General features: G+C 67.8%; 24 protein-coding genes. 8 read left to right on the top strand and 16 right to left on the bottom strand.

The features are described 5' to 3' along the window. Window positions 1-29 precede the first annotated feature (29 nt). A complete protein-coding gene (locus tag AB0J62_RS02515; RefSeq protein ID WP_363863460.1) occupies window positions 30-644 on the top strand; it encodes a DUF4245 domain-containing protein in 615 nt (204 codons plus the stop codon). 166 nt (window positions 645-810) lie between these two features. Further along, on the top strand, window positions 811-1,464 hold the full coding sequence (locus AB0J62_RS02510; protein WP_363863457.1) for an NTP transferase domain-containing protein: 654 nt from the start codon (window positions 811-813) through the stop codon (window positions 1,462-1,464). Window positions 1,465-1,486: 22 nt separating this feature from the next. On the opposite strand, the gene AB0J62_RS02505 is transcribed toward AB0J62_RS02510, so the two are convergent. Together AB0J62_RS02505 and AB0J62_RS02500 are read right to left on the bottom strand one after the other, a co-directional pair. Beyond that, window positions 1,487-1,807, bottom strand: coding sequence for a multidrug efflux SMR transporter (locus AB0J62_RS02505; protein ID WP_134108325.1), 321 nt, complete (start codon window positions 1,805-1,807; stop codon window positions 1,487-1,489). Window positions 1,808-1,832: 25 nt separating this feature from the next. Next, on the bottom strand, window positions 1,833-2,438 hold the full coding sequence (locus tag AB0J62_RS02500) for a flavodoxin domain-containing protein (RefSeq protein WP_363863453.1): 606 nt from the start codon (window positions 2,436-2,438) through the stop codon (window positions 1,833-1,835). 40 nt (window positions 2,439-2,478) lie between these two features. On the opposite strand from AB0J62_RS02500, the gene AB0J62_RS02495 reads away from it, so the two are divergent. Further along, window positions 2,479-3,105, top strand: a complete 627-nt coding sequence (locus AB0J62_RS02495) for a TetR/AcrR family transcriptional regulator (protein ID WP_363863450.1) — start codon at window positions 2,479-2,481, stop codon at window positions 3,103-3,105. On the opposite strand, the gene AB0J62_RS02490 is transcribed toward AB0J62_RS02495, so the two are convergent. The 3 genes from AB0J62_RS02490 to xseA all read right to left on the bottom strand — a co-directional run bounded on the left by AB0J62_RS02490 (window position 3,083) and on the right by xseA (window position 5,066). Next, window positions 3,083-3,577, bottom strand: coding sequence for a GNAT family N-acetyltransferase (locus AB0J62_RS02490; protein WP_363863447.1), 495 nt, complete (start codon window positions 3,575-3,577; stop codon window positions 3,083-3,085). The two genes, AB0J62_RS02495 and AB0J62_RS02490, sit on opposite strands and share 23 nt — an antisense overlap. 62 nt (window positions 3,578-3,639) lie before the next feature. After that, complete coding sequence (locus AB0J62_RS02485; protein ID WP_238160646.1) at window positions 3,640-3,834, bottom strand: exodeoxyribonuclease VII small subunit; 195 nt, start codon at window positions 3,832-3,834, stop codon at window positions 3,640-3,642. 17 nt (window positions 3,835-3,851) lie between these two features. Beyond that, window positions 3,852-5,066: an exodeoxyribonuclease VII large subunit gene (gene xseA / locus AB0J62_RS02480; protein WP_350862356.1), complete on the bottom strand. Its 1,215-nt coding sequence runs from the start codon at window positions 5,064-5,066 to the stop codon at window positions 3,852-3,854. A 46-nt stretch (window positions 5,067-5,112) separates the two neighbouring features. On the opposite strand from xseA, the gene AB0J62_RS02475 reads away from it, so the two are divergent. Continuing rightward, window positions 5,113-5,610: an HAD domain-containing protein gene (locus AB0J62_RS02475; RefSeq protein WP_363863443.1), complete on the top strand. Its 498-nt coding sequence runs from the start codon at window positions 5,113-5,115 to the stop codon at window positions 5,608-5,610. Window positions 5,611-5,758: 148 nt separating this feature from the next. Further along, complete coding sequence (locus AB0J62_RS02470; RefSeq protein ID WP_363863440.1) at window positions 5,759-6,790, top strand: 4-hydroxy-3-methylbut-2-enyl diphosphate reductase; 1,032 nt, start codon at window positions 5,759-5,761, stop codon at window positions 6,788-6,790. Here the strand turns inward: AB0J62_RS02470 and AB0J62_RS02465 are convergent. The 3 genes from AB0J62_RS02465 to AB0J62_RS02455 all read right to left on the bottom strand — a co-directional run bounded on the left by AB0J62_RS02465 (window position 6,783) and on the right by AB0J62_RS02455 (window position 8,670). Beyond that, window positions 6,783-7,577, bottom strand: a complete 795-nt coding sequence (locus AB0J62_RS02465) for a hypothetical protein (protein WP_363863437.1) — start codon at window positions 7,575-7,577, stop codon at window positions 6,783-6,785. The two genes, AB0J62_RS02470 and AB0J62_RS02465, sit on opposite strands and share 8 nt — an antisense overlap. A 3-nt stretch (window positions 7,578-7,580) precedes the next feature. Further along, a complete protein-coding gene (locus AB0J62_RS02460) occupies window positions 7,581-8,099 on the bottom strand; it encodes a SigE family RNA polymerase sigma factor (RefSeq protein ID WP_363863434.1) in 519 nt (172 codons plus the stop codon). A 211-nt stretch (window positions 8,100-8,310) separates the two neighbouring features. Beyond that, window positions 8,311-8,670, bottom strand: a complete 360-nt coding sequence (locus AB0J62_RS02455; protein WP_363863431.1) for a helix-turn-helix domain-containing protein — start codon at window positions 8,668-8,670, stop codon at window positions 8,311-8,313. A 75-nt stretch (window positions 8,671-8,745) separates the two neighbouring features. Here AB0J62_RS02455 and AB0J62_RS02450 point away from each other — a divergent pair, with 75 nt between their 5' ends. Continuing rightward, window positions 8,746-9,354, top strand: coding sequence for an NAD(P)H-binding protein (locus AB0J62_RS02450; RefSeq protein ID WP_363863428.1), 609 nt, complete (start codon window positions 8,746-8,748; stop codon window positions 9,352-9,354). On the opposite strand, the gene AB0J62_RS02445 is transcribed toward AB0J62_RS02450, so the two are convergent. The 8 genes from AB0J62_RS02445 to AB0J62_RS02410 form a co-directional block, all read right to left on the bottom strand. Then, window positions 9,338-10,912 carry an SRPBCC family protein gene (locus AB0J62_RS02445; protein ID WP_363863425.1) on the bottom strand — a complete coding sequence of 525 codons (1,575 nt, stop codon included), beginning with the start codon at window positions 10,910-10,912 and terminating at the stop codon, window positions 9,338-9,340. The two genes, AB0J62_RS02450 and AB0J62_RS02445, sit on opposite strands and share 17 nt — an antisense overlap. Then, entirely contained in the window at window positions 10,909-11,247 is a 339-nt protein-coding gene (locus AB0J62_RS02440) for a metalloregulator ArsR/SmtB family transcription factor (protein ID WP_363863422.1), read from the bottom strand. The genes AB0J62_RS02445 and AB0J62_RS02440 overlap by 4 nt, the downstream gene beginning before the upstream one ends. Window positions 11,248-11,286: 39 nt before the next feature. Beyond that, the gene (locus AB0J62_RS02435) at window positions 11,287-12,459 is read right to left on the bottom strand and encodes a glycoside hydrolase family 64 protein (RefSeq protein ID WP_363863419.1); all 1,173 of its coding nucleotides are present in this window, start codon (window positions 12,457-12,459) and stop codon (window positions 11,287-11,289) included. A gap of 97 nt (window positions 12,460-12,556) precedes the next feature. After that, window positions 12,557-13,096: a DinB family protein gene (locus tag AB0J62_RS02430; RefSeq protein WP_363863416.1), complete on the bottom strand. Its 540-nt coding sequence runs from the start codon at window positions 13,094-13,096 to the stop codon at window positions 12,557-12,559. 46 nt (window positions 13,097-13,142) lie between these two features. Beyond that, window positions 13,143-14,312 carry a DNA recombination protein RmuC gene (locus AB0J62_RS02425; RefSeq protein WP_363863413.1) on the bottom strand — a complete coding sequence of 390 codons (1,170 nt, stop codon included), beginning with the start codon at window positions 14,310-14,312 and terminating at the stop codon, window positions 13,143-13,145. Between the two features lie 40 nt (window positions 14,313-14,352). Next, window positions 14,353-15,357: a methyltransferase gene (locus AB0J62_RS02420; RefSeq protein WP_363863410.1), complete on the bottom strand. Its 1,005-nt coding sequence runs from the start codon at window positions 15,355-15,357 to the stop codon at window positions 14,353-14,355. Between the two features lie 23 nt (window positions 15,358-15,380). After that, complete coding sequence (locus tag AB0J62_RS02415; RefSeq protein WP_363863407.1) at window positions 15,381-16,154, bottom strand: polysaccharide deacetylase family protein; 774 nt, start codon at window positions 16,152-16,154, stop codon at window positions 15,381-15,383. A 243-nt stretch (window positions 16,155-16,397) separates the two neighbouring features. After that, a complete protein-coding gene (locus AB0J62_RS02410) occupies window positions 16,398-17,264 on the bottom strand; it encodes a DUF817 domain-containing protein (protein ID WP_363863404.1) in 867 nt (288 codons plus the stop codon). 67 nt (window positions 17,265-17,331) lie between these two features. On the opposite strand from AB0J62_RS02410, the gene AB0J62_RS02405 reads away from it, so the two are divergent. Continuing rightward, window positions 17,332-17,862 carry a GNAT family N-acetyltransferase gene (locus AB0J62_RS02405; protein WP_363863401.1) on the top strand — a complete coding sequence of 177 codons (531 nt, stop codon included), beginning with the start codon at window positions 17,332-17,334 and terminating at the stop codon, window positions 17,860-17,862. Window positions 17,863-17,904: 42 nt separating this feature from the next. Then, on the top strand, window positions 17,905-18,981 hold the full coding sequence (gene ychF / locus AB0J62_RS02400) for a redox-regulated ATPase YchF (RefSeq protein WP_363863398.1): 1,077 nt from the start codon (window positions 17,905-17,907) through the stop codon (window positions 18,979-18,981). Window positions 18,982-18,991: the final 10 nt, after the last annotated feature.

The following is an 18,991-nucleotide window of genomic DNA, read 5'->3' as shown; positions in this document are numbered from 1 at the left end:
CGGATTGCGGCTCGCGAGACACTGTGCGTATGAGTTCGACAGGTCAGGGTGCTTCCAACGAGGCTGCGGCGCGCGAGCGGGCGCAGATCCAGGCGGAGGCGAACGAGTACCGCCAGGCGTACCGACGGGACAAGGCGAAGTCGCAGACCGTCGGGAACATGGTGTTCGCGCTGGTCATCTGCCTAGTGGTGGTCGCGTTCCTGATCCTGGTCACCTGGAGGTCGAAGCCGGCCGAGGTGCCCAAGGCGGTCGAGTACACCGCGCAGCTGCAAGACGCGAAGGCGGCCGCCGCCTGGGTCCGCGGCCCGGAGCCGATGCCGTCCGGCTGGACCGCGACCAGCGTCGAGTTCCTCAAGCCCGAGCAGGAGCCGATGACCTGGCATCTGGGCGTCGTCACTACCGAGAAGAAGTACGTCGGGCTCGAGCAGTCCAATGTCACCGGCGGCAAGTTCCAGGCCGAGAAACTCGGCCGGACCTCCGACGACGGGACGACGACGGTGGCCGGCGTGACCTGGCAGCGCAAGATCCTGCTGGACCGCAAGGGCGAGAACGCGTTGGTGCTGGTCGGTTCCGGAGTCACCACGATCGTTACCGGCAATGCGGGTTATCCCGCACTGGAAACGTTTGCTTCCGTCTTACGCTGACCAATTTCCGGGCATTCCCGACCACTTTCCGGACGGTCGTTGACACGCGCCCACGGCAGAGGGTTCGATCGAAGCTCGGCTTCTGACGCTCGGGGACTAGCGAGAGGGCCCGAGCAGCCATGCCCACCATGCTCACGCCGTTTCCGGGCGGGGAGTTGATCCGGCGATGTTCGTGACCGGCCTTTTGCTGGGCGCAAATAGCTCACCGCATCTTGGCGCTCCCTGGCAATTATTGGCATATCGGGGCGGTACGCTCTTCGGCTCGTCGCTGGATTCCGCACGGGACTGCGGATTCGACCAGTTGGTCGTGACACTGGGCAGCGCTTCCGCGCAGATTCGCGACCGGGTCGACCTCGACGGGGTCCGGGTGGTCGAGTCGCCGCACTCCGACACCGACAGCTCGTCGATCGTGCCGGCCCTCGACGCCGTCGACCGGCGCGCGGACGGCATCGTCGTACTGCTCGGTGATCAGCCGGGGATCACCTCGGCGGCCGTGTGGTCACTGGTCGCCGAGGCGGCTACCCCGATCGGTGTCACCCGGTACGACGACGGCGAGAGCTACCCGTGCTGGTTCGGGCGGGAACTGTTCGGCGAGCTCCGCGAGTTGCGCAGCGACTCCGACCTGTGGAAGCCGATCCACGACAGCACGCATCCCGTCACCAAGGTCGATGCCATCGGCAACATTCCGCCGCGGGCGACGACGTGGGCGGCGTACCACCAGATGATCTCGGGCGGGACCGCCGCCGACGAACTCCCGATCGACACCCACCCGCTCCGCCTCGCCTCCCACCCGCGTCGCCGACGCCACGCGTCCAGCTGAACCCTCCGCGAGGCCCTGCGGGTTACTCGGCGCCGGCCAGGCGGAGGCCGATGATGCCGGCGACGATCAGCGCGATGCAGCCGAGTCGCGCCGGGGTGGCCGGCTCGTCGAACAGGATGATCCCCAGCGTCACCACGCCGACCGATCCGAGCCCGGTCCAGATCGCGTACGCCGTACCGACCGGCAGCCGGTCGAGCGTCTTCGCGAGCAGCACGACCGAGATCACGCCGAACACCAGCACGCCGGCCGTCGGCCACAACCGGCTGAAACCTTCGCTCGGCTTCAGACTGAGCGCGAACGCAATCTCGAACGCCGCTGCCGCGAGCAGCACAAGCCACGCCATCAGCCAGCCCCACTCAGGTAGTTGGTCACGCGGCCAGGGCTCCTCGGAGGTGTCGGTGTGTCACCTGCGCGACGCGAGCGCCGAGGGCGGCCGCAGTACGGAGATCGGTGGCCGGGGGTGCCTTCTCGGCTGACAGGTCCGCGTCGGATTGCGCCATCGCGCCCATCCAACTGCCGAGGCGGTTGAGGTCCTCGATGCTCGCGGTGCTCTCCGCCCAGCCCGGGTAGATGTCCAGGCCGACCCAGATCATGCCGTGCTGCGCCGCGAACACGGCCAGGTCGACCAGGCTGTTGAGCTTGTCACCGGACATCGCCTTCGAGTTGGTGAACCCGGCCGCGATCTTGTCCCGCCAGCCGAGGTCGGCCGCCCAGATCCGCACGCTCTCCTCGGCGAACTTCTTGAACACCCAACTCGGACTCCCCATGTACGTCGGGGCGCCGAAGATGATCGCGTCCGCCGCGGTCAGCCGCTCCCACACGTCCTCGGTCAGCTCGTCGAGGGGAACGAGATCGGTCACGGTCCCGGGGACCGACGCCGCCCCGGCAGCAACCGCCTCCGCCTGCTTCGCGGTGTGCCCATAACCCGAGTGGTACGCGATCGCGACGGTCGCGGTGCTTGGTGTCGTGCTCATGTGCTTCCTCCTGAAGGCTTAGCGGACTACAGTCCGTCTTATGAACGACAGTACCGGACCGCAGTCCGCTTCACAACGGGGTCTGCCGGTGGTGGGCGAACCACGCCCGGAACGGGCGGACGCCCGGCGCAATCGGCTGCGCGTGCTGGAGGCGGCCGACCGGCTGTTCACCGAGCACGGGGTGAAGAACGTCTCCCTCGACGCGATCGCTGCGGAGGCAGGCGTGGGGAAGGGCACGGTCTTCCGCCGGTTCGGCGACCGCGCCGGCCTGGCGGTCGCGCTGCTGGACGAACGCGAACAGGAGCTCCAGGCGAAGATCCTCACCGGGCCGCCGCCACTCGGCCCCGGTGCGCCGCCGCTCGTCCGCGTGATGGCGTTCCTCGACGCCTATCTCGATCTCCTGGACCGCCATGTCGAGCTGTTCATGGACAGCGAGAACGCCTCAGACGGCGCCCGCTACCGAATCGGCTCGTACCACCTCTGGCACCGCCATCTTTCCCACCTGATCGAAGCGGCACACCCCACCCTCGACGCCGACTACACGGCTCACGTCCTGCTGGCCCCGCTAGCCGCTGACCTCCACCACGCCCTTCGCACCCAGGGCTTCGACCTCGACCGCCTGAAGTCCGGCCTCCGCGCGGTGGCTAAAGCCTTGCTGCCAGCCTGATTTCCGGCAGGTCGTTGAGCGAGGAGTGGGTACGGTCACCGGTTTCGACGAAGCCGTACGTCGTGTAGAACCGGCGCGCTCGGGCGTTCGCCTCCAGCACCCACAGCCACACGTTCACGCAGCCGGCCTCACGGAGGTCGCTGCAAGCGGCGTCGGCAAGCGCTCGCCCCGCTCCGGCGCCCCAGTAGGAGGGGTGGACGAAGAGGGCGTACAACTCGCCCGTCTTCGGTGGTGCCGACGGATCACGCTCAGGCCCGACCCCGGCGTACCCAACGATCCAATCGTTGACGGCGGCAACATACAGGCGCGAGCGTCCGGCTGCGATGCTCTCTGTCCACGAGGCGGCGATCGCGGCGGGATCCATCGCGTCCAGGAAGTCCTGCGGCACCAACCCGGTGAACGCACCCCGCCAACTGGCTATGCGCGCATGCGCGGCGCCGAGCAGGTCGCCAGGGCGAGCGAGCCGCGTCACGAGCTGGTCGCCGGGCGTGCGCGCGCTGGGCGAGGGCGGTTCGCTGCTCGGTCCGGAGGTGGTCAGTTGGGTTTTTCTTCGTGGGTGGCTTGGGCTTTGGCGAGGCGTTCGCGGGCGCCGTCCAGCCAGCGTTGGCAGGTGGTGGCGAGTTCTTCGCCGCGTTCCCACAGGGCCAGGGATTCTTCGAGGCTGGTGCCGCCGGCTTCCAGTTTGCGGACTACGTCGACGAGTTCCTCGCGGGCCTGCTCGTAGGTCATCTCGGGTCGGTCGGCGCTCACTTGTTCTCCTCGGACTTGACTTCGACCGCGAAGCGGCCGTCGGTGACGCGTGCCTGCAGCACGTCACCGGGCGCCACCTGCGCCACTTCCCGTACGGCGGTGCCATCCGCCAGCTGCAGCACGGAGTACCCGCGCTCCAGCGTCGCCTTCGGGGACAACGCCCGTACGCTCGCCAGCCGGTGCGCGATGTCGTCGCTCGCGCGATCCAGCCGATGCGTCAGCGTACGGCGGCTGCGCTCGATCAGCGCGGCGACCTCGTCGGAGCGTCGCTGCAGATCCGTGACAGGCGCCGCCAACGCCGGACGCGAACGGATCGCGGCCAGCGCGTGCGTCTCGCGGTCCAGCCACGACGTGATCGCCCGCAGGCCGCGCTCGCGCAGCAGTCGCACGCCGTCGAGCTCCTCGCGCACGTCAGGCACAATCCGCTTCGCCGCGTCGGTCGGCGTCGAAGCGCGCAGGTCCGCGACGAGGTCGAGCAGCGGCGAGTCCGGCTCGTGCCCGATCGCGCTCACCACCGGCGTACTCGTCTTCGAAACCGCGCGGATCAGCCCCTCGTCGGAGAACGGCAGCAGATCCTCCAGTGAGCCGCCGCCGCGCGCGATCACAATCACCTCGACGGAGTCGTCCGCGTCGAGCTTCCGCAGCGCGGTCATCACCTCGCCGGCCGCCGACGGGCCTTGCACCGATGCGTATTCGATCCGGAACGCGACCGCCGGCCAACGCCGCTTCGCGTTCTCGAGTACGTCGCGCTCCGCCGCCGAGTCGCGCCCGCAGATCAGGCCGATCGTGTGGGGGAGGAACGGCAGCTTCTTCTTCCGGTACGGCTCGAACAGGCCCTCGGCCGCGAGCAGCTGTTTCAGCCGCTCGATCCGGGCCAGCAGTTCACCGATGCCGACGTGGCGGATCTCGCTGACCGCGAGCGCGAGCGTGCCGCGGCGGGCGAAGAAGTTCGGCTTGGCGTGGACGAGGACCCGCGAGCCGTCGTGGACCTCGACCGTCTCGAACACCCGCCGGTTGCAGGTGAACCGGAGCGAGATGTCCGCGTCGGTGTCCCGCAGCGTGCCGAACACCGTCGTCGTACCGCGCCCGATCGAGACGTCCGTCAGCTGCCCCTCGACCCACACGGCGCCGAGCTGGTTGATCCAGCCGGCAATACCGTTCGCAATCGTGCGAACGGCCGCAGGCGCTTCCGGCGACGTCTCCAAAGCCACGCCCCAGACCCTACGACCCCCCACCGACAAACCCTAACGTTGAGTAATGCGCCCCCTCCTATTACTGGATTTCGACGGCCCCCTCAACCCACACCGTGCCGAGGAAATCCCTCCGGGCTATCAGCAGCACGAGATCGTCGAAGGTGGGAAGACGTGGCGTGTGCTCCTCAACAGCCGGCACGGCGTCGAGCTCAATGCGCTGGCACGCACCTTCGACCTGGTCTGGGCCAGCAGTTGGGAACACGGCGCCAACCGCCTCCTCGGCCCCCGCCTCGGTCTGCCCGAGCTGCCGACGATCATCTGGCCGGATCGCCGACCGGTACGGCACGGCTCCTGGAAGGCGCCCTCCATCGCCGAATGGGCGGGCGATCGGCCGTTCGTCTGGGTGGATGACGAGGCGGATGCGACGGAGTTCACGGCTGACCATCAGCTGGTCTATCCAGTGGATGCTCGCATCGGTCTGACCATAGCGGACTTCACCGCGATCCAGTCCTGGGCAGACAGAAAATCCTTTGTGGGTAAGGGCTCCAGGGCAGACACTTGACGGGCTGGTAACACCTCCCACGGGGGAGCCGTCCGGACAGGGCGGGCGGCTCCTTGCTGGGGTTGTTGTCGTGATGCTGCTCACAAGGGTGGAGCGCGGGCGTTCGACGCCCGGCTGGGGCGTTAGTTCCGGCCCGTACGATGGGGGCGTGACTGCCCAGCCTGAGGACACTGGTACGACGACCGCTGTGGAGACCAAGCGGGTGCTGCTTGCGGCGCCGCGGGGGTACTGCGCGGGCGTGGATCGGGCCGTGGTGGCGGTGGAGAAGGCGCTCGATCTGTACGGGCCGCCGGTGTATGTGCGCAAGGAGATCGTGCACAACAAGTACGTCGTAGAGACCCTGCAGAAGCGTGGCGCGATCTTCGTCGACGAGACCGCTGAGGTGCCGGAGGGGGAGACGGTCATCTTCTCCGCCCACGGTGTCGCCCCGGTGGTGCACCAGGAGGCGGCCGCGCGGCAGTTGAAGACGATCGACGCGACCTGCCCGCTGGTGACCAAGGTCCACCACGAGGCGAAGCGGTTCGCCGCGACCGACTACGACATCCTGCTGATCGGTCACGAGGGCCACGAGGAGGTCATCGGCACGTCCGGCGAGGCTCCGGAGCACGTGCACCTCGTCGACGGGCCTGACGACGTACCGAACGTCACGGTCCGCGACCCGGAGAAGGTCGTCTGGCTGTCGCAGACCACGCTGTCCGTCGACGAGACGATGGAGACGGTACGCCGCCTGCGCGAGCGGTTCCCGAGCCTGCAGGACCCGCCGAGCGACGACATCTGCTACGCCACGCAGAACCGTCAGGCCGCGGTGAAGAAGCTCGCCCCCGAGGCCGACCTGATGATCGTCGTCGGCTCCCGCAACTCGTCGAACTCGGTGCGCCTGGTCGAGGTCGCGGTCGAGCACGGCGCGAAGGCCGGCTATCTGGTCGACTACGCCGACGAGATCGACGAGGCCTGGCTCGAAGGCGTCGACTCGGTCGGCGTCAGCAGCGGTGCGAGCGTTCCGGAGGTGCTGGTCCGCGACGTACTGCGCTGGCTCGCCGAGCGCGGCTACGGCGACGTACGGGAAATCACCACCGCGGAGGAGAGCCTCACGTTCGCCCTCCCCCGCGACCTTCGCACCGACCTGAAGGCCGCCGGCCTCCCCACCACCGGCACCTCGGACCACGCCTGGACTATCTGACTGTCACCTTGATGGTCTTGGTGATAGTGAATGCACTGTCCTTGGCGTTGCAGTACCGCACTTCGTAGCGCAGCGTGTACGTGCCCGGCTTTGCGTAGGTGTGCGTATCGATCGAATACGTTTCGCGGCCGGTCTTCCGCGTGGTGCCACCGCATCCGGCCGAACCGCCGTCCGAACCGCCTTGCTCGCCATCGCCCCAGTAGTAGTTCGTGCCGCCGGACAGGTTGAGGAACGATGTGTCGGCGGGCAGGTTCTTCCCGTCGACCGTGGGCACGATGACGGTGCCCGAGAGAGTCACCTTGACCGCGACTGTGCGGCCGGTGACGGTCGGCTTGAGCACGACACCGACCTCGATCGGCCGAGTCGGCGGTGGCGTGTTCGTGGTCCCGGCTCCGGTTGTCGTCGTGCCCGTCGGCTTCTCGGTGCTGCGGGTGGTCCCGGCGCCCGGCGTGCCGGTCGTCCCTTGCGTGGTCGTGGTCGTTCCGGTCGAGGTCGGTGCGGTCGTGGTCGGGGCCGCCGTCGACTGCGTGCCGGTCGGGGGCCCGGTGGCGATCGTCACCGGTGCGCTCGGGCTGCCGGTGACCGGCGGGCCGCTGCCGAGGTCCGTGAGGTTGCTCGTGGCAACGGTGACGGCGATCACCGCGGCCGCGGCCAGCGTCAGCGCGCCGGCCGTACGACGACGCCGTACCGAACGGACTCGCGCGAACACGGACTCGCTCGGGAGTGTGGTGGGTGGCGGCGGATCGGCGACGAGCCGCTCGAACTGCTGCTTGAGATCGTTGGTCATGGGTCAGCCCTCCTTCTGGGCCGGAGCGGAAACGGCGGCGACGAGGTGGTGCTCGCGGAGCTTGGCCAGTCCGCGGGAGACGCTCGACTTCACGGTGCCGACCGAGCAGCCCATGATCTGGGCGATCTCGGCCTCGGGCAGGTCCTCGAAGTACCGCAGGACCAGTGCTGCGCGCGTTCGGCGGGGGAGCGTGGCGAGTGCTCGCAGCAACACGTCCCGGTCGTCGACAGAGCCGTACTGTTCCTGCGCCCGCGGCTCGGGTAGTTGCTCGGTGGGTGTTTCGCCGCGCCACTTCCGGCGCCACCACTGTGTGCTGGTGTTCACCATCACGGTCCGGGTGTAACTCTCCAGCGCGTTGTCGCTCCGCAAGGAGTTCCGGTGGAACCACACCTTGGTCAGCGCTGTCTGCACCAGATCCTCGGCCAGATGCCACTCACCGGTCAGCAGGTAGCCGAACCGCTGCAGTGCGGTGAATCTCCCGTCCACGAACTCGGCGAATTCGTTGTCGCGTCCTGGGTCCATTCCCAGCCCCCCATCTCGTTCAATTCGGTCAGACTTGTGATGCCTGAGCGCATCCGAAAGGTTGAGCTGTAATCCGACAGTGCGGAGCTTGTGATGTTGCGCCAGCGATCTGCGTCTGGACAGGAGGTGTCCGGCAGCCGGTAGTGCACGCGAGCGTGAACGCGCCCGCGCGTACGCCGTCCCGGCGGTGCACTACCTGTCCAGATGCAGGTCAGACCGCGTCGTACTGCGTCTGGGCTTTGGTGATGGCGGGCATGTGGGTTTCGGCCCAGGTGGTGAGGACGCTGATCGGGTCGATCAGGGACGCGCCCATCGGGGTGAGCGTGTAGACGACGCGGGGCGGGATCTCGGCGAAGACCTCGCGGCTGACGAGACCGTCGCGCTCCATCCGGCGCAGGGTCTGGGTCAGGACCTTCGGCGCGACCCGGCCGATGCCGTTGCGGAGCTCGGTGAAGCGGAGCGGGCCGTCGCGCAGCAGCAGGACGACGAGCACCGTCCATTTGTCGCCGATCCGGTCGAGGATCACCCGGGTCGGGCAGTTCGGGTCGAACACGTTCCCTTTGGTTACCACAAGGTACTTATAGCACGTTGAAGTAGCCAGTTACCAATAGATACCGTTGGCGCGATCGCAGACGAAAGGACAACGATGAAGATCGCGGTGTACGGAGCAAGTGGCATGGTCGGCAGCCGAATTGTGGCCGAGGCAGTGAGCCGCGGGCATGAGGTGACCGGCGTCACCCGGTCGGGCGGTGAGTTGCCGGCCGACGTCTGCGCGGTGCAGGCGAACGCCGGGGACGTCGCGTCGGCCAAGGAACTTGCGGCGGACTCGGACGCGCTGGTTGCGGCGATCGGGCCGAGCCGGACCGGCGGGGACCACCAGGATTACCTGGACGCGGTCGACAACCTGATCGCCGCGGTACAGGGCACGGCAACCCGGTTGGTCGTGGTCGGCGGCGCCGGCAGCTTGGTTGTCAACGGCAACCGTGTGGTGGACAGCCCGAACTTCCCGGCGGAGTACAAGGCTGAGTCGCTGACGGTGTCGCAGGCGCTGGAGAACCTGCGTGCGAGCGATGTGAACTGGACCATGCTGTCGCCGGCTCTCGTGATCGCCCCGGGCGAGCGGACCGGCGTCTTCCGCCTCGGCCAGGACGAGCCGATCGGCGAGCACATCTCCGCCGAGGACTACGCGGTTGCCCTGATCAACGAACTCGAGCAGCCGACCCACAACAAGCAGCGCTTCACGCTGGGGTACTGAGAGATTTGCCGAGGTAGCCGCGGGCGAGCATCGTCACCCATTGGTAGACGGCGTCCTCGGCGGGCGCCAGCGGACCCGGCCGGAAGTGCGGGGACTCGGCGCCGCGCTGGACCGATTCGCACGCCGCCCAATCCTCGCGGTTCGTGATGTCCCAGAACTCCACGGCGTACGACGGATCCTTGACCTCGGGCCGGAAGTACCAGGAGCACTCGATCGCAGTCAGGCTCGGCGCACGTGGCTCCAGGCGATGCGTCATCACATAGTCGGGGTGGAGCGAGATCAGCAGGTTGGGGAACAGGCCGAGGTAATTGACCCGTCGCGGGTCAACGCCTTCGAGGGGTACGCCATGTGACCGGCCGTCGAGCGACATCGTCTCGGCGTCCGGTCGCAGGTCCATCAGCCCGCCGACCCAGGCGCCGGGGAGATTCCAGTTGTCGCCCGACGTCGGCGGCGAAACCTTGCACAACTCGGGATGGATCAGCGGGCAGTGATAGCACTCGTGGTAGTTCTCCACGATCGTCTTCCAGTTCGACGCGACGTCGTACGCGTGCCGCGCCTTCAGGACAAGGGATTCCGGCGCGTACGGCGCGACCAGGTCGGTCAGGCCGCCGACGTGATCCGCGAACGACGTCGCCGTACCGGTCGCGTTCACGAACAGCCAGCCCTGCCACACCTCGGCCGGCAGCTCGACCAGACCATACGGTTTGGTATGGAAGGAGTCGCCCATCCGGGGCGCGGTCTTCACCGAGCCGTCCAGCTCGTACGACCAGCCGTGATACGGGCAGACCACTGCACGGTGCTCACTCGTCTCGCCGCGCTGGAGCAGTTCGTGGCCGCGATGCCGGCAGGTGTTCGCGAACGCCCGCGGTCGCTCGCCGAACGTCACGATCGTCGCGATATCGCCGACAGTCACCTCGCGGTACGTCGTACCGTCGGACAACTCGTCGACGCGGCCGAGGCAGGTCCACGTACCGGCGAAGAAATGCCGGCGTTCCCAGGCGAGCACGGCGGGATCGGTGTACGCCTCGCGCGGCAGCATGACCGATTCGCCATGCGGCCGCAGCGAAGCTTCCAAGGCGCGAGCGTCAACGGGAGCTGTCATGTGCCAACTATCGGGCGAACTCCACGTACTTGCCCAGCACGTAGTCCCATCCCGTGTCGTAGCTGAGGCGTGCGCGCCCTCCGTCGCCGCGGCGCTCCCAGCCGGAATGCACAAGCTGTACTTCGGTGCCGTCGCCGGTCGGGGTGAACGTACGGTGACCTGACCGGCCTCACTCGGATCGCCGCCCGGGTGCCAGCTGAAGCCGACCGTCGTCGGCGGATCCCAGTCCGACACCGTGCCCCAGGTCGCGAGCTCGCCCTCGGCGCCGTACTCGACGATCCGGCCGCCGACGACGCCTTCCATCCGGACCTCCTTGGTCGCGGCCTCGCCGACCGAGTGGCTGAACATCGGCCACCACGCCGACGTCTCCGCGGTGAACGCCTCGAACGCCCGCTCGACGGCGGCCGGCACCACAACGGTCTTCACCAACGGCGAGATCTCTTGCTCCACACTCATGTCCGTTCCTCCTCGGTCCGCCTGACGTGCTCGGCGTACGCATCCAGGGCGTCGCCCCAGAACCGGTCGAGCCAGCTGCGGAGTTCGTCGAGACCGGACTGGTGGACCCGGTAGATGTTCCGGGTGCCGCGCGACTCGTGCCGCACCAGACCGACCGCCCCGAGCACCTTCAGGTGCTGCGAGATCGCGGGACGGCTGACGGTCACGCGCTCGGCCAGAACACCGACCGAGCACGGCCCGCCGGTCCGCAGTGTCTCGAGGATCACCCGGCGCGTCGGGTCCCCGAGCGCATCCAGCACCGGGCCTGCCGCTTCGAGTGATCCGTAAGTCCCCACGAACGGTAAGTTGCCACTAACGGAGCATGGAGTCAAGCCTCAGTTGAACGGATCGAGGATCAGGCCGGCCTGCTGCGGGTTGCCGTCATGGACGAGCGCCTCGTGGTTGCCGACGTCGTCGAAGGCGAACCCGTACGCGCGGCCGTCGGCCATCTGGGCGTGGATGTTCTTCGAGTACTGGTTGGTGACGGCATCCTGGTAGAAGCCGGCGTCGTTCGGATCGGGCTGGTTCGGGTTCGTCAGCAGCGTGGAGCGGTTGTAGCCGGCGCAGAGCGTGCGGGAGATCGGACCGCGAACCTGGTCGTTCGGTGCGTCGAGCAGGTTGAAGCAGCCGAACACGCTGGCCGAGTCGGGCTTCTGGAACGAGGTGACGATCGCGCCGGAGCCGTTGGTGAAGTTCATGACGTTGCCGGAGACGCGGCCGAAGTACTTCGTGTTGGGCTGGTCGCCGAACGGCGTGACCGTCAACGTCTGCGAGCTGTACTTCGACCAGACGCGGTTGATGTAGTTGTCCATCGCGCTCGCCGGCAGTGCGCCGGTCTCGACGCCGTACAGCGGGGAGAGTGCCCGCAGGACCGAACCGTCGGGCGCCTGCTGGATCAGGCCGCCCCAACCGCTGGCGTTGAGCGCGTTGTAGACCGCGTTGTAGCCGCCCGCCTTCAGATGGCCGGTCGTATTCCCGTTGACGCTCACGGCGTACGGCGCGGAGAACATGTCGACCTGGGTGCTGTTGATCCACAGCCCGCCGTCGTTGAGCGTGTACTCCGACCAGCTGAACAGGATGTTCCGGTTGGGGTCGCTGGGGTTCTGTACGGCGGGCTGCACCAGGCCGCCCGTGGTCAGTTTGAAGACGAGCTTCTGACCGTACGAGAAGTAGACCCGGCCGGAGAACTTCGGCATCTGGATCGTGACGGACTGGCCGTTGCGTGGTCCGGCGATAGACGCGTCCGGTGCCGGAGTCGGCGGGTTGCCGCCAGCCGGCCAGGCGTGGAACGTGCCACTCGCGTCCGCCCAGCCTTGCTGGCCGGTGGCCAGATTCGTGCCCAAGTTGTAGATGTACACGGCGTCGCCGCGGCCCGAGTTGTTCGTGATGGTCAACGGGATCGTCGCCGGCACTGCGGCATCCGCCGGCCGGTCCGCGTGCGCCGACAGAACGCCGGCCACGGTCGCGGCGGCCGCGACGGTGGCCAGCATTCGCGTTGTGAATCGCATGGTTCCTCCTCACGTCGGCCCCCCGAGAGAGCGCTCTCATCGTGTCGTGAGGTAACCACCGACTGTCAACGGCCCACCACTGTCGGCTTTCCGACAATTAGGACGCGGGAACACCCTCTCCGGTGAGTCCGTCGATGGATTCCCGGATCAGGTCGGCGTGGCCGGTGTGACGGGCGTACTCCTCGATGAGGTCGACCAGGATGTAGCGCAGGCTCGGCGAGGTCCCGTCGCGCCCGGTCCACCGGGCCAGTTGGTCGACGCCGTCGTTGGCGAGCGCTTCGGCGACAGCGGCGCGGGAGCGCTCGACGGACGCCTCCCACAAGTTCATGAGGTCCTCGGGCGAGTCGTCCGCCGCGCTGTGCCACTCCCAGTCGGGATCGGCGTCCCAGTCGACCGCGTCCCACGGGGCGCCCAGCTCCCGGCCGAGCAACCGGCGGGTGAAGTACTCGTCCTCGACCAGCGCGAGGTGCTTGAGCAGTCCGCCCAGCGTCACCGTCGACGGCGGGTGCTGCTTGGTCAGTCCGGCTGTGTCCAACCCACCGCATTTCCACGCGAAGGTACGGCGATTGCGCTCCAGCGCACCCAGCAGTGTGTCAGCTTCCGAGCCGGCGACCGGTGGTCCGGTGAGGATGTCCATGGCGAGGAGGGTATCGATGGTTCCGGACGATCGCCGTCCGGAACATCTATCCGGCCTGAGTGGGTGGCCAACGTCTGGTGGGTTCGGGGTCCTCGATGGCCAGGAACTCGGGCGCGGTGAGCGGGCGGACCGACGCCTCGATCGACTCCATCGCGGTCAGCTCGGACTCGGTGACATGCAGGTCGCGAAGCTTGCGCGCGGTGATGAAGACGCGGCGCTCGAACGAACCGACCGTGCCGTTGTAGGCCTCGACCGCGGACGTCAGCGATCGACCGACCCGGCCGAGGTGTTCGCCCATCGTGCTGAGTCGCTCGTACAGCTCGCGGCCGAGCTCGAACACCTGCTGCGCCGACTCGGTCAGCGCCGACTGGTTCCACGCGTACGCCGCCGCGCGCAGCGTCGCGATCAACGTCGTCGGCGTGGCCAGGATCACGCGGCGCTCAGCGGCGTACTCGAGCAGGGACGGCTCCGTGTCGAGCGCTGCGGAAAGGAACGACTCGCCTGGCACGAAAAGGATGACGAACTCCGGCGACGGCGAGAGCCGCGTCCAGTACGCCTTCGACGCGAGTTGGTCGACATGTGTCCGCAGATGGCGAGCATGCGCCCGTAGTCGATCCTCGCGGTACGACGCGTCGTCGGACTCGCTCGCATCGAGGAACGCGGCCAGCGGGACCTTCGAGTCGACGACGATGTTCTTGCCCTCGGCAAGCCTCACGACCAGGTCAGGCCGCAGTACGCCGTCCTCGCCGAACGTCGTCGTCTGCTCGGTGAAGTCGCAGTGCGCGACCATGCCGGCCAGCTCGACCGTACGCCGCAGGTGCAGCTCGCCCCATCGTCCGCGCACCTGAGGTTTTCGCAGCGCGGTCGACAGCGATGCCGTCTCACGGCGCAGTGCCTCGCCGCTCATCCGCACCTCGTTGACCTGCTGGTGCAGCTGGCTCTGCCAGGCGGCGCGCCCCTTCTCGAGCTGATTCAGCTGTGCGTGCAGGCGATCGAGCGCATCCTTGACGACAGCCTGGCCGCCCATCTGCTGGCCGACAGACGTCCGCTCCTGCGTCAGCTCGACGACACGGTCCTCGGCCGCATCCCGCTCGGCCGTGATCCGCGCCAGCTTGGCTCCGTCGCGCCCGCGCACCCACAAGATGCCGAACGCAGCACCCAGCAGCAGCCCAACCGCGAGGAAGAGCAGCACCAACAACACCGTCGTACCGGACATGTCACTGATAGTGCCGAAGCCCACCGACAGTTTCTGAGAACTACGCCTCTTGCCGGGGTGTCGCCTCGATGATGAACGACTGGCCGGCCGTGGGAACGACGTCGCTGAGACCGAGGCCGGCCGCGGCGAACAACGCCTCGTACTGATCGGTGGTGCGCTCCCGCCCGCCTGTCATGACCAGCATGTTGAGGTCGGAGAACGCCGTACCGACGGGGTCGGGGGAGCGGTCCAGGAGTTGCTCCACGAGGAGTACGCGGCCGTCGGGCGGCAATGCACGGCGGCAGGTGCGGAGGATCTGGATCGACTCGGCATCCGCCCAGTCGTGGATCACCGACTTCAGGACCATTGCGTCACCGGCCGGAACGCTCTCGAAGAAGTTGCCTCCGACTACTTTGCAGCGTGCCGCGACACCTGATGCCGCGAGCAGATCGTCGGAACCCGCGACCACGTCGGGCTGGTCGAACAACACCCCACTGACCGACGGGTTGCGCTCGAGGATCCTGATCAGCAACTGCCCGCGACCTCCGCCGATGTCGACGACGGTGCGGTAGCGGCTGAAGTCGTACGCCGCAGGGACAGCGTCGGCCACGGCGTCCGACCTGGACGTCATCGCCGCGTCGAATGCCGCCTGCTCGTCCGGATGCTTGGCGCGATACTCCCACACCGGCTGTCCGTGCACGGCGGGGAAGGCCGTCTCGCCGGTGCGGATGCTCTGTTCGAGCCCGGTGTACGCCTCCCAGTGCGACCCGGTGCCGATGAACCGAGCCCAGCCGGCAACCGAGTGCGGTGCGTCGACCCGCAGCGCCGCGCCCAGTTCCGTGTTGGCGAATGCGTCACCGTCGGCCGTGTAGAGGCCGAGGGCGGTGAGCGCGTGCATCAGCCGGGCCAGCGACTCTTCGTCCGTGCCGCTCGCCGAGGCGAGCTCCGTCAGGCTCTTCGGGCCGGTCGCGAGCAGGTCGCTGATCCCCAGCCGGGCGGCCACGTGGATCGCCTGTGTCACCTGGTACCCGCTGGCCAGACGTTGCAGTTCCCGGGAAGCATCCATGGCGCATTCTGCGCCGGTAGCTGTCAGCAGTCCATGGCTGGGAAGCTGTAGCCCTGGGCCTTCAGTAGCGGGAGGACCTTGTCCAGGGCCGCGACGGTCTGGGCGCGGTTGCCGCCGCCGTCGTGCATCAGGATGATGTTGTGGTTGTGCGCGTGCGTCATGATGTTGTGCACGATCGCGGTCGTCCCGGGGCGGGCCCAGTCGCGCGGATCGACGTCCCAGAGCACCTGGACCATCCCGGCAGCCTTGATGTCGGCGCGCACCTTCGGGTTCGACGCGCCGTACGGCGGGCGGAAGCAGGTCGACTTCGGTCCGTCGAAGATCTCGTGGTGCCGCCGGGCCGGTGTGATCGCGGTCAGCTGCGGGTGCGTGATCGAGTGGCTTCCGATCGTGTTGCCAGCGGCAAGCACCTGCTCACGCAGCCCTGGGTGCGCGGTCTGCATCGCGCCGAGCTCGAAGAACGTCGCGTGGGCGCCGTACTTCGCGAGCACCTGCAGCACCTTCGGGGTCCAGGCCGGATCCGGGCCGTCGTCGAAGCTGAAGAACAGCACCTTTTTGTTGCCTGTGGCAAACGCTGCGGTCGGGTCCGGCGCCGGCTTGCGCGGCGTCGAGGGCGGTGCGTTGAGCGTCGGTGTGTCGGTCGGTGTCGGCGACGGCGTGGTGGACGTCGAGGTCTGCGTGGTTGCCGCGGTCGGTTCCGGCTGGCGTTGGTGGCTGAGCGCCAGGACCAGTAGCGACCCGACGACGACGGCCAGCGCCACACCGGTCGCGACGAAGGCGGCAAGCTTTCGCGACATCATGCTCCCCTTGCAAAATCGGGCGGTTGTTCCCCAGCAACAGCTCCCCCAGAGGGCAGGTCACCCGAGCCGGCGCCTACTGCGGGGCACTCGGCACGGCACCTCGCCGCACGGGTGCAAAGGTGACGATGCTCCGCATCGACCCCTTCGCCCCCGCGCGCCGATGCACCGCACCGAGCACCTCCTCGCTACGGCGCCGGCTCGGGCGACCTACCCTGGGAGCCTCACACCCCTGAAGACGCCTTACCTGTCAGCATGGTTGGCGTTGTGATGTTGCGGTGCGATCTCGACTGTTGCAGGCGTGCCACGGTGGTACAGCCGGCCTTCGAGCGACTTCACGCTGGCGACCAGCACGAAGCTCATGCTGACCAGCAACGACCACGCTCCGAACTTCGCCGGATGCACGAGATGCCACACGTTGACCTGGTCCGGGTAGTTCCACGCGTCGAGGAACGTGCCGGCGTTCTCGGCGATCCACAAGAAGAATCCGATCAGCGCGAACGAGACGGCCAGCGGCATGCGGTACCGGCGTACGCCGACCGTGAAGAAGACCCAGGTACGGCGCAGCACGACCAGCAGACCGAGCGCGATCGGGATGCGCAGGTCGGGCAGCCACTGGTGAGTGAAGAAGTTCGCGTAGATCAGGACCGCGAAGATCGTGGTCAGGAACGGGCGGTAGTTGCTGACGCGAAGATCGAACCGTCGCCAGGCCTGACACAGGTAGCTGCCGACGGCGGCGTACATGAAGCCGGCGAACAGCGGTACGCCGGCGATCTTCGTCACGGCGTCGCCCGGGTACTGCCACGAGCCGACGCGCACCTTGAAGAGCTCCAGCCCGAGGCCGACCAGGTGGAATCCGAAGATCACCGCGACCTCGCGCCACGTCTCCAGGCGGACCACCCAGAACAGCAACGTCAGGCCGATGCAGTAGATCAGCAAGGCGTCGTACCGGGCGATCGGCAGGTCGACGTACTTCGAGATCGCCAGGCCCGCGAACAGGAACGCCGGGAACAGGCAGGACACCAGTTCCAGGCAGCCGAAGCGCAGGAATTGCAGGCAGGCGAACACGAAGCGTGAGGGGATGCCGATGCGATCCGTCCAAGTGGTCACAGACTGGAGACGTCGCTTGCTTGCCGCTGGTTGGGACCGATAAATGAACGGTTGGGGAGGTGTGGCGATGGATCCGAAGATTGTGTTCGAGACCGACCGGCTTGTGGTGCGCGATTGGGTGGACACGGACGGGGACCGGGTGTTCGACATCTATCGGCGGTGGGAGGTGTCGCGCTGGCTCGGCGCCTCGCCCCGGGTGATGGCGGACCGTGATGCGGCCGGTCGCACGATCGAGCGGTGGAACGAGCGCAACCGCGATGCGACGTACGGCGTCTGGGCGGTCGAGGAGCGGGATACGGCGACGGTCGCGGGGACCGTGTTGCTTATGCCGCTGCCCGAGCCGTCGGACGGCAGCGCGAGCCGCGGCGAGGTCGAGGTCGGCTGGCATTTCCACCCCGACGCGTGGGGCCGCGGGCTGGCGACCGAGTCGGCGCGCGGCGCGATCTCCCACGGGTTCAAGGCCGGGCTGAGCGAGATCTACGCGGTGGTGCGCCCGGACAACGTCGCATCGCTGGCCGTGTGCGGGCGGTTGGGGATGCGTCCGCTGGGCCGCCTGGACCGCTGGTACGGCGCCTCACTGGAGACCTTCGTCCTCTGACGATTGGGGTAGTTCGCTGTTGGCCGCGTAACCTTGACGCCCGTGGCACTCACCATCGGAATCGTCGGGCTCCCCAATGCGGGCAAGTCCACCCTGTTCAACGCGTTGACCAAGAACGACGTGCTCGCCGCGAACTACCCGTTCGCGACCATCGAGCCGAACGTCGGGGTGGTCGGCGTACCGGATGCACGGCTGGGCAAGCTGGCCGAGCTGTACGACTCCGCGAAGGTGATCCCCGCCACCGTCCAGTTCGTCGACATCGCCGGCATCGTCCGCGGTGCGTCGGAGGGTGAGGGGCTGGGCAACAAGTTCCTCAGCCACATCCGCGAGTCGGACGCGATCTGCCAGGTCACCCGGGTGTTCCGCGACGACGACGTCACCCACGTCGACGGCAAGGTCTCGCCGTCCGACGACATCTCCACGATCCAGACCGAGCTGATCCTCGCCGACCTGCAGACCGTCGAGAAGGCGATCCCGAGGCTCGAGAAGGAAGCCCGGCTGAAGAAGGAGTCGGTCGCCGTCCTCGACGCGGTCCGCGAGGCGCAGAAGCACCTCGAGGCCGGTACGCCGATCATCGCGACCGACGTGGACCGCGACGCGATCCGCGAGCTGATGCTGATGACCGCCAAGCCGTACCTGTACGTCTTCAACTGCGACGCCGACGAACTCGCCGACGAATCGCTGAAGCAGCAGATGCGGGACCTGGTCGCGCCGGCCGAGGCGATCTTCCTCGACGCGAAGTTCGAGGCCGAGCTGGTCGAGCTCGGCGACGAGGACGAGGCCCGCGAGATGCTGTCCGAGATGGGGATCTCCGAGCCGGGCCTGGACGTGCTGGCGCGGGTAGGTTTCGACACGCTCGGCCTGCAGACATACCTGACGGCCGGCCCGAAGGAATCCCGGGCCTGGACGATCAAGCGCGGCGCCACCGCCCCCGAAGCCGCGGGCGTCATCCACACCGACTTCCAGCGCGGCTTCATCAAGGCCGAGATCGTCTCGTTCGACGACCTCATGTCCGCCGGCTCCATGACCGCCGCCCGCTCCGCCGGCAAGGTCCGCATGGAAGGCAAGGACTACATCATGCAGGACGGCGACGTCGTGGAGTTCAGATTCAACGTGTAGGACCTACAGG

The organism is Kribbella sp. NPDC049584 (genome assembly GCF_040675555.1).
In the GTDB taxonomy this organism is placed as follows: Bacteria; Actinomycetota; Actinomycetes; order Propionibacteriales; family Kribbellaceae; genus Kribbella.
Note: the sequence above shows the minus strand (reverse complement) of the source record. Positions and strands in the feature narration are given on the sequence as shown.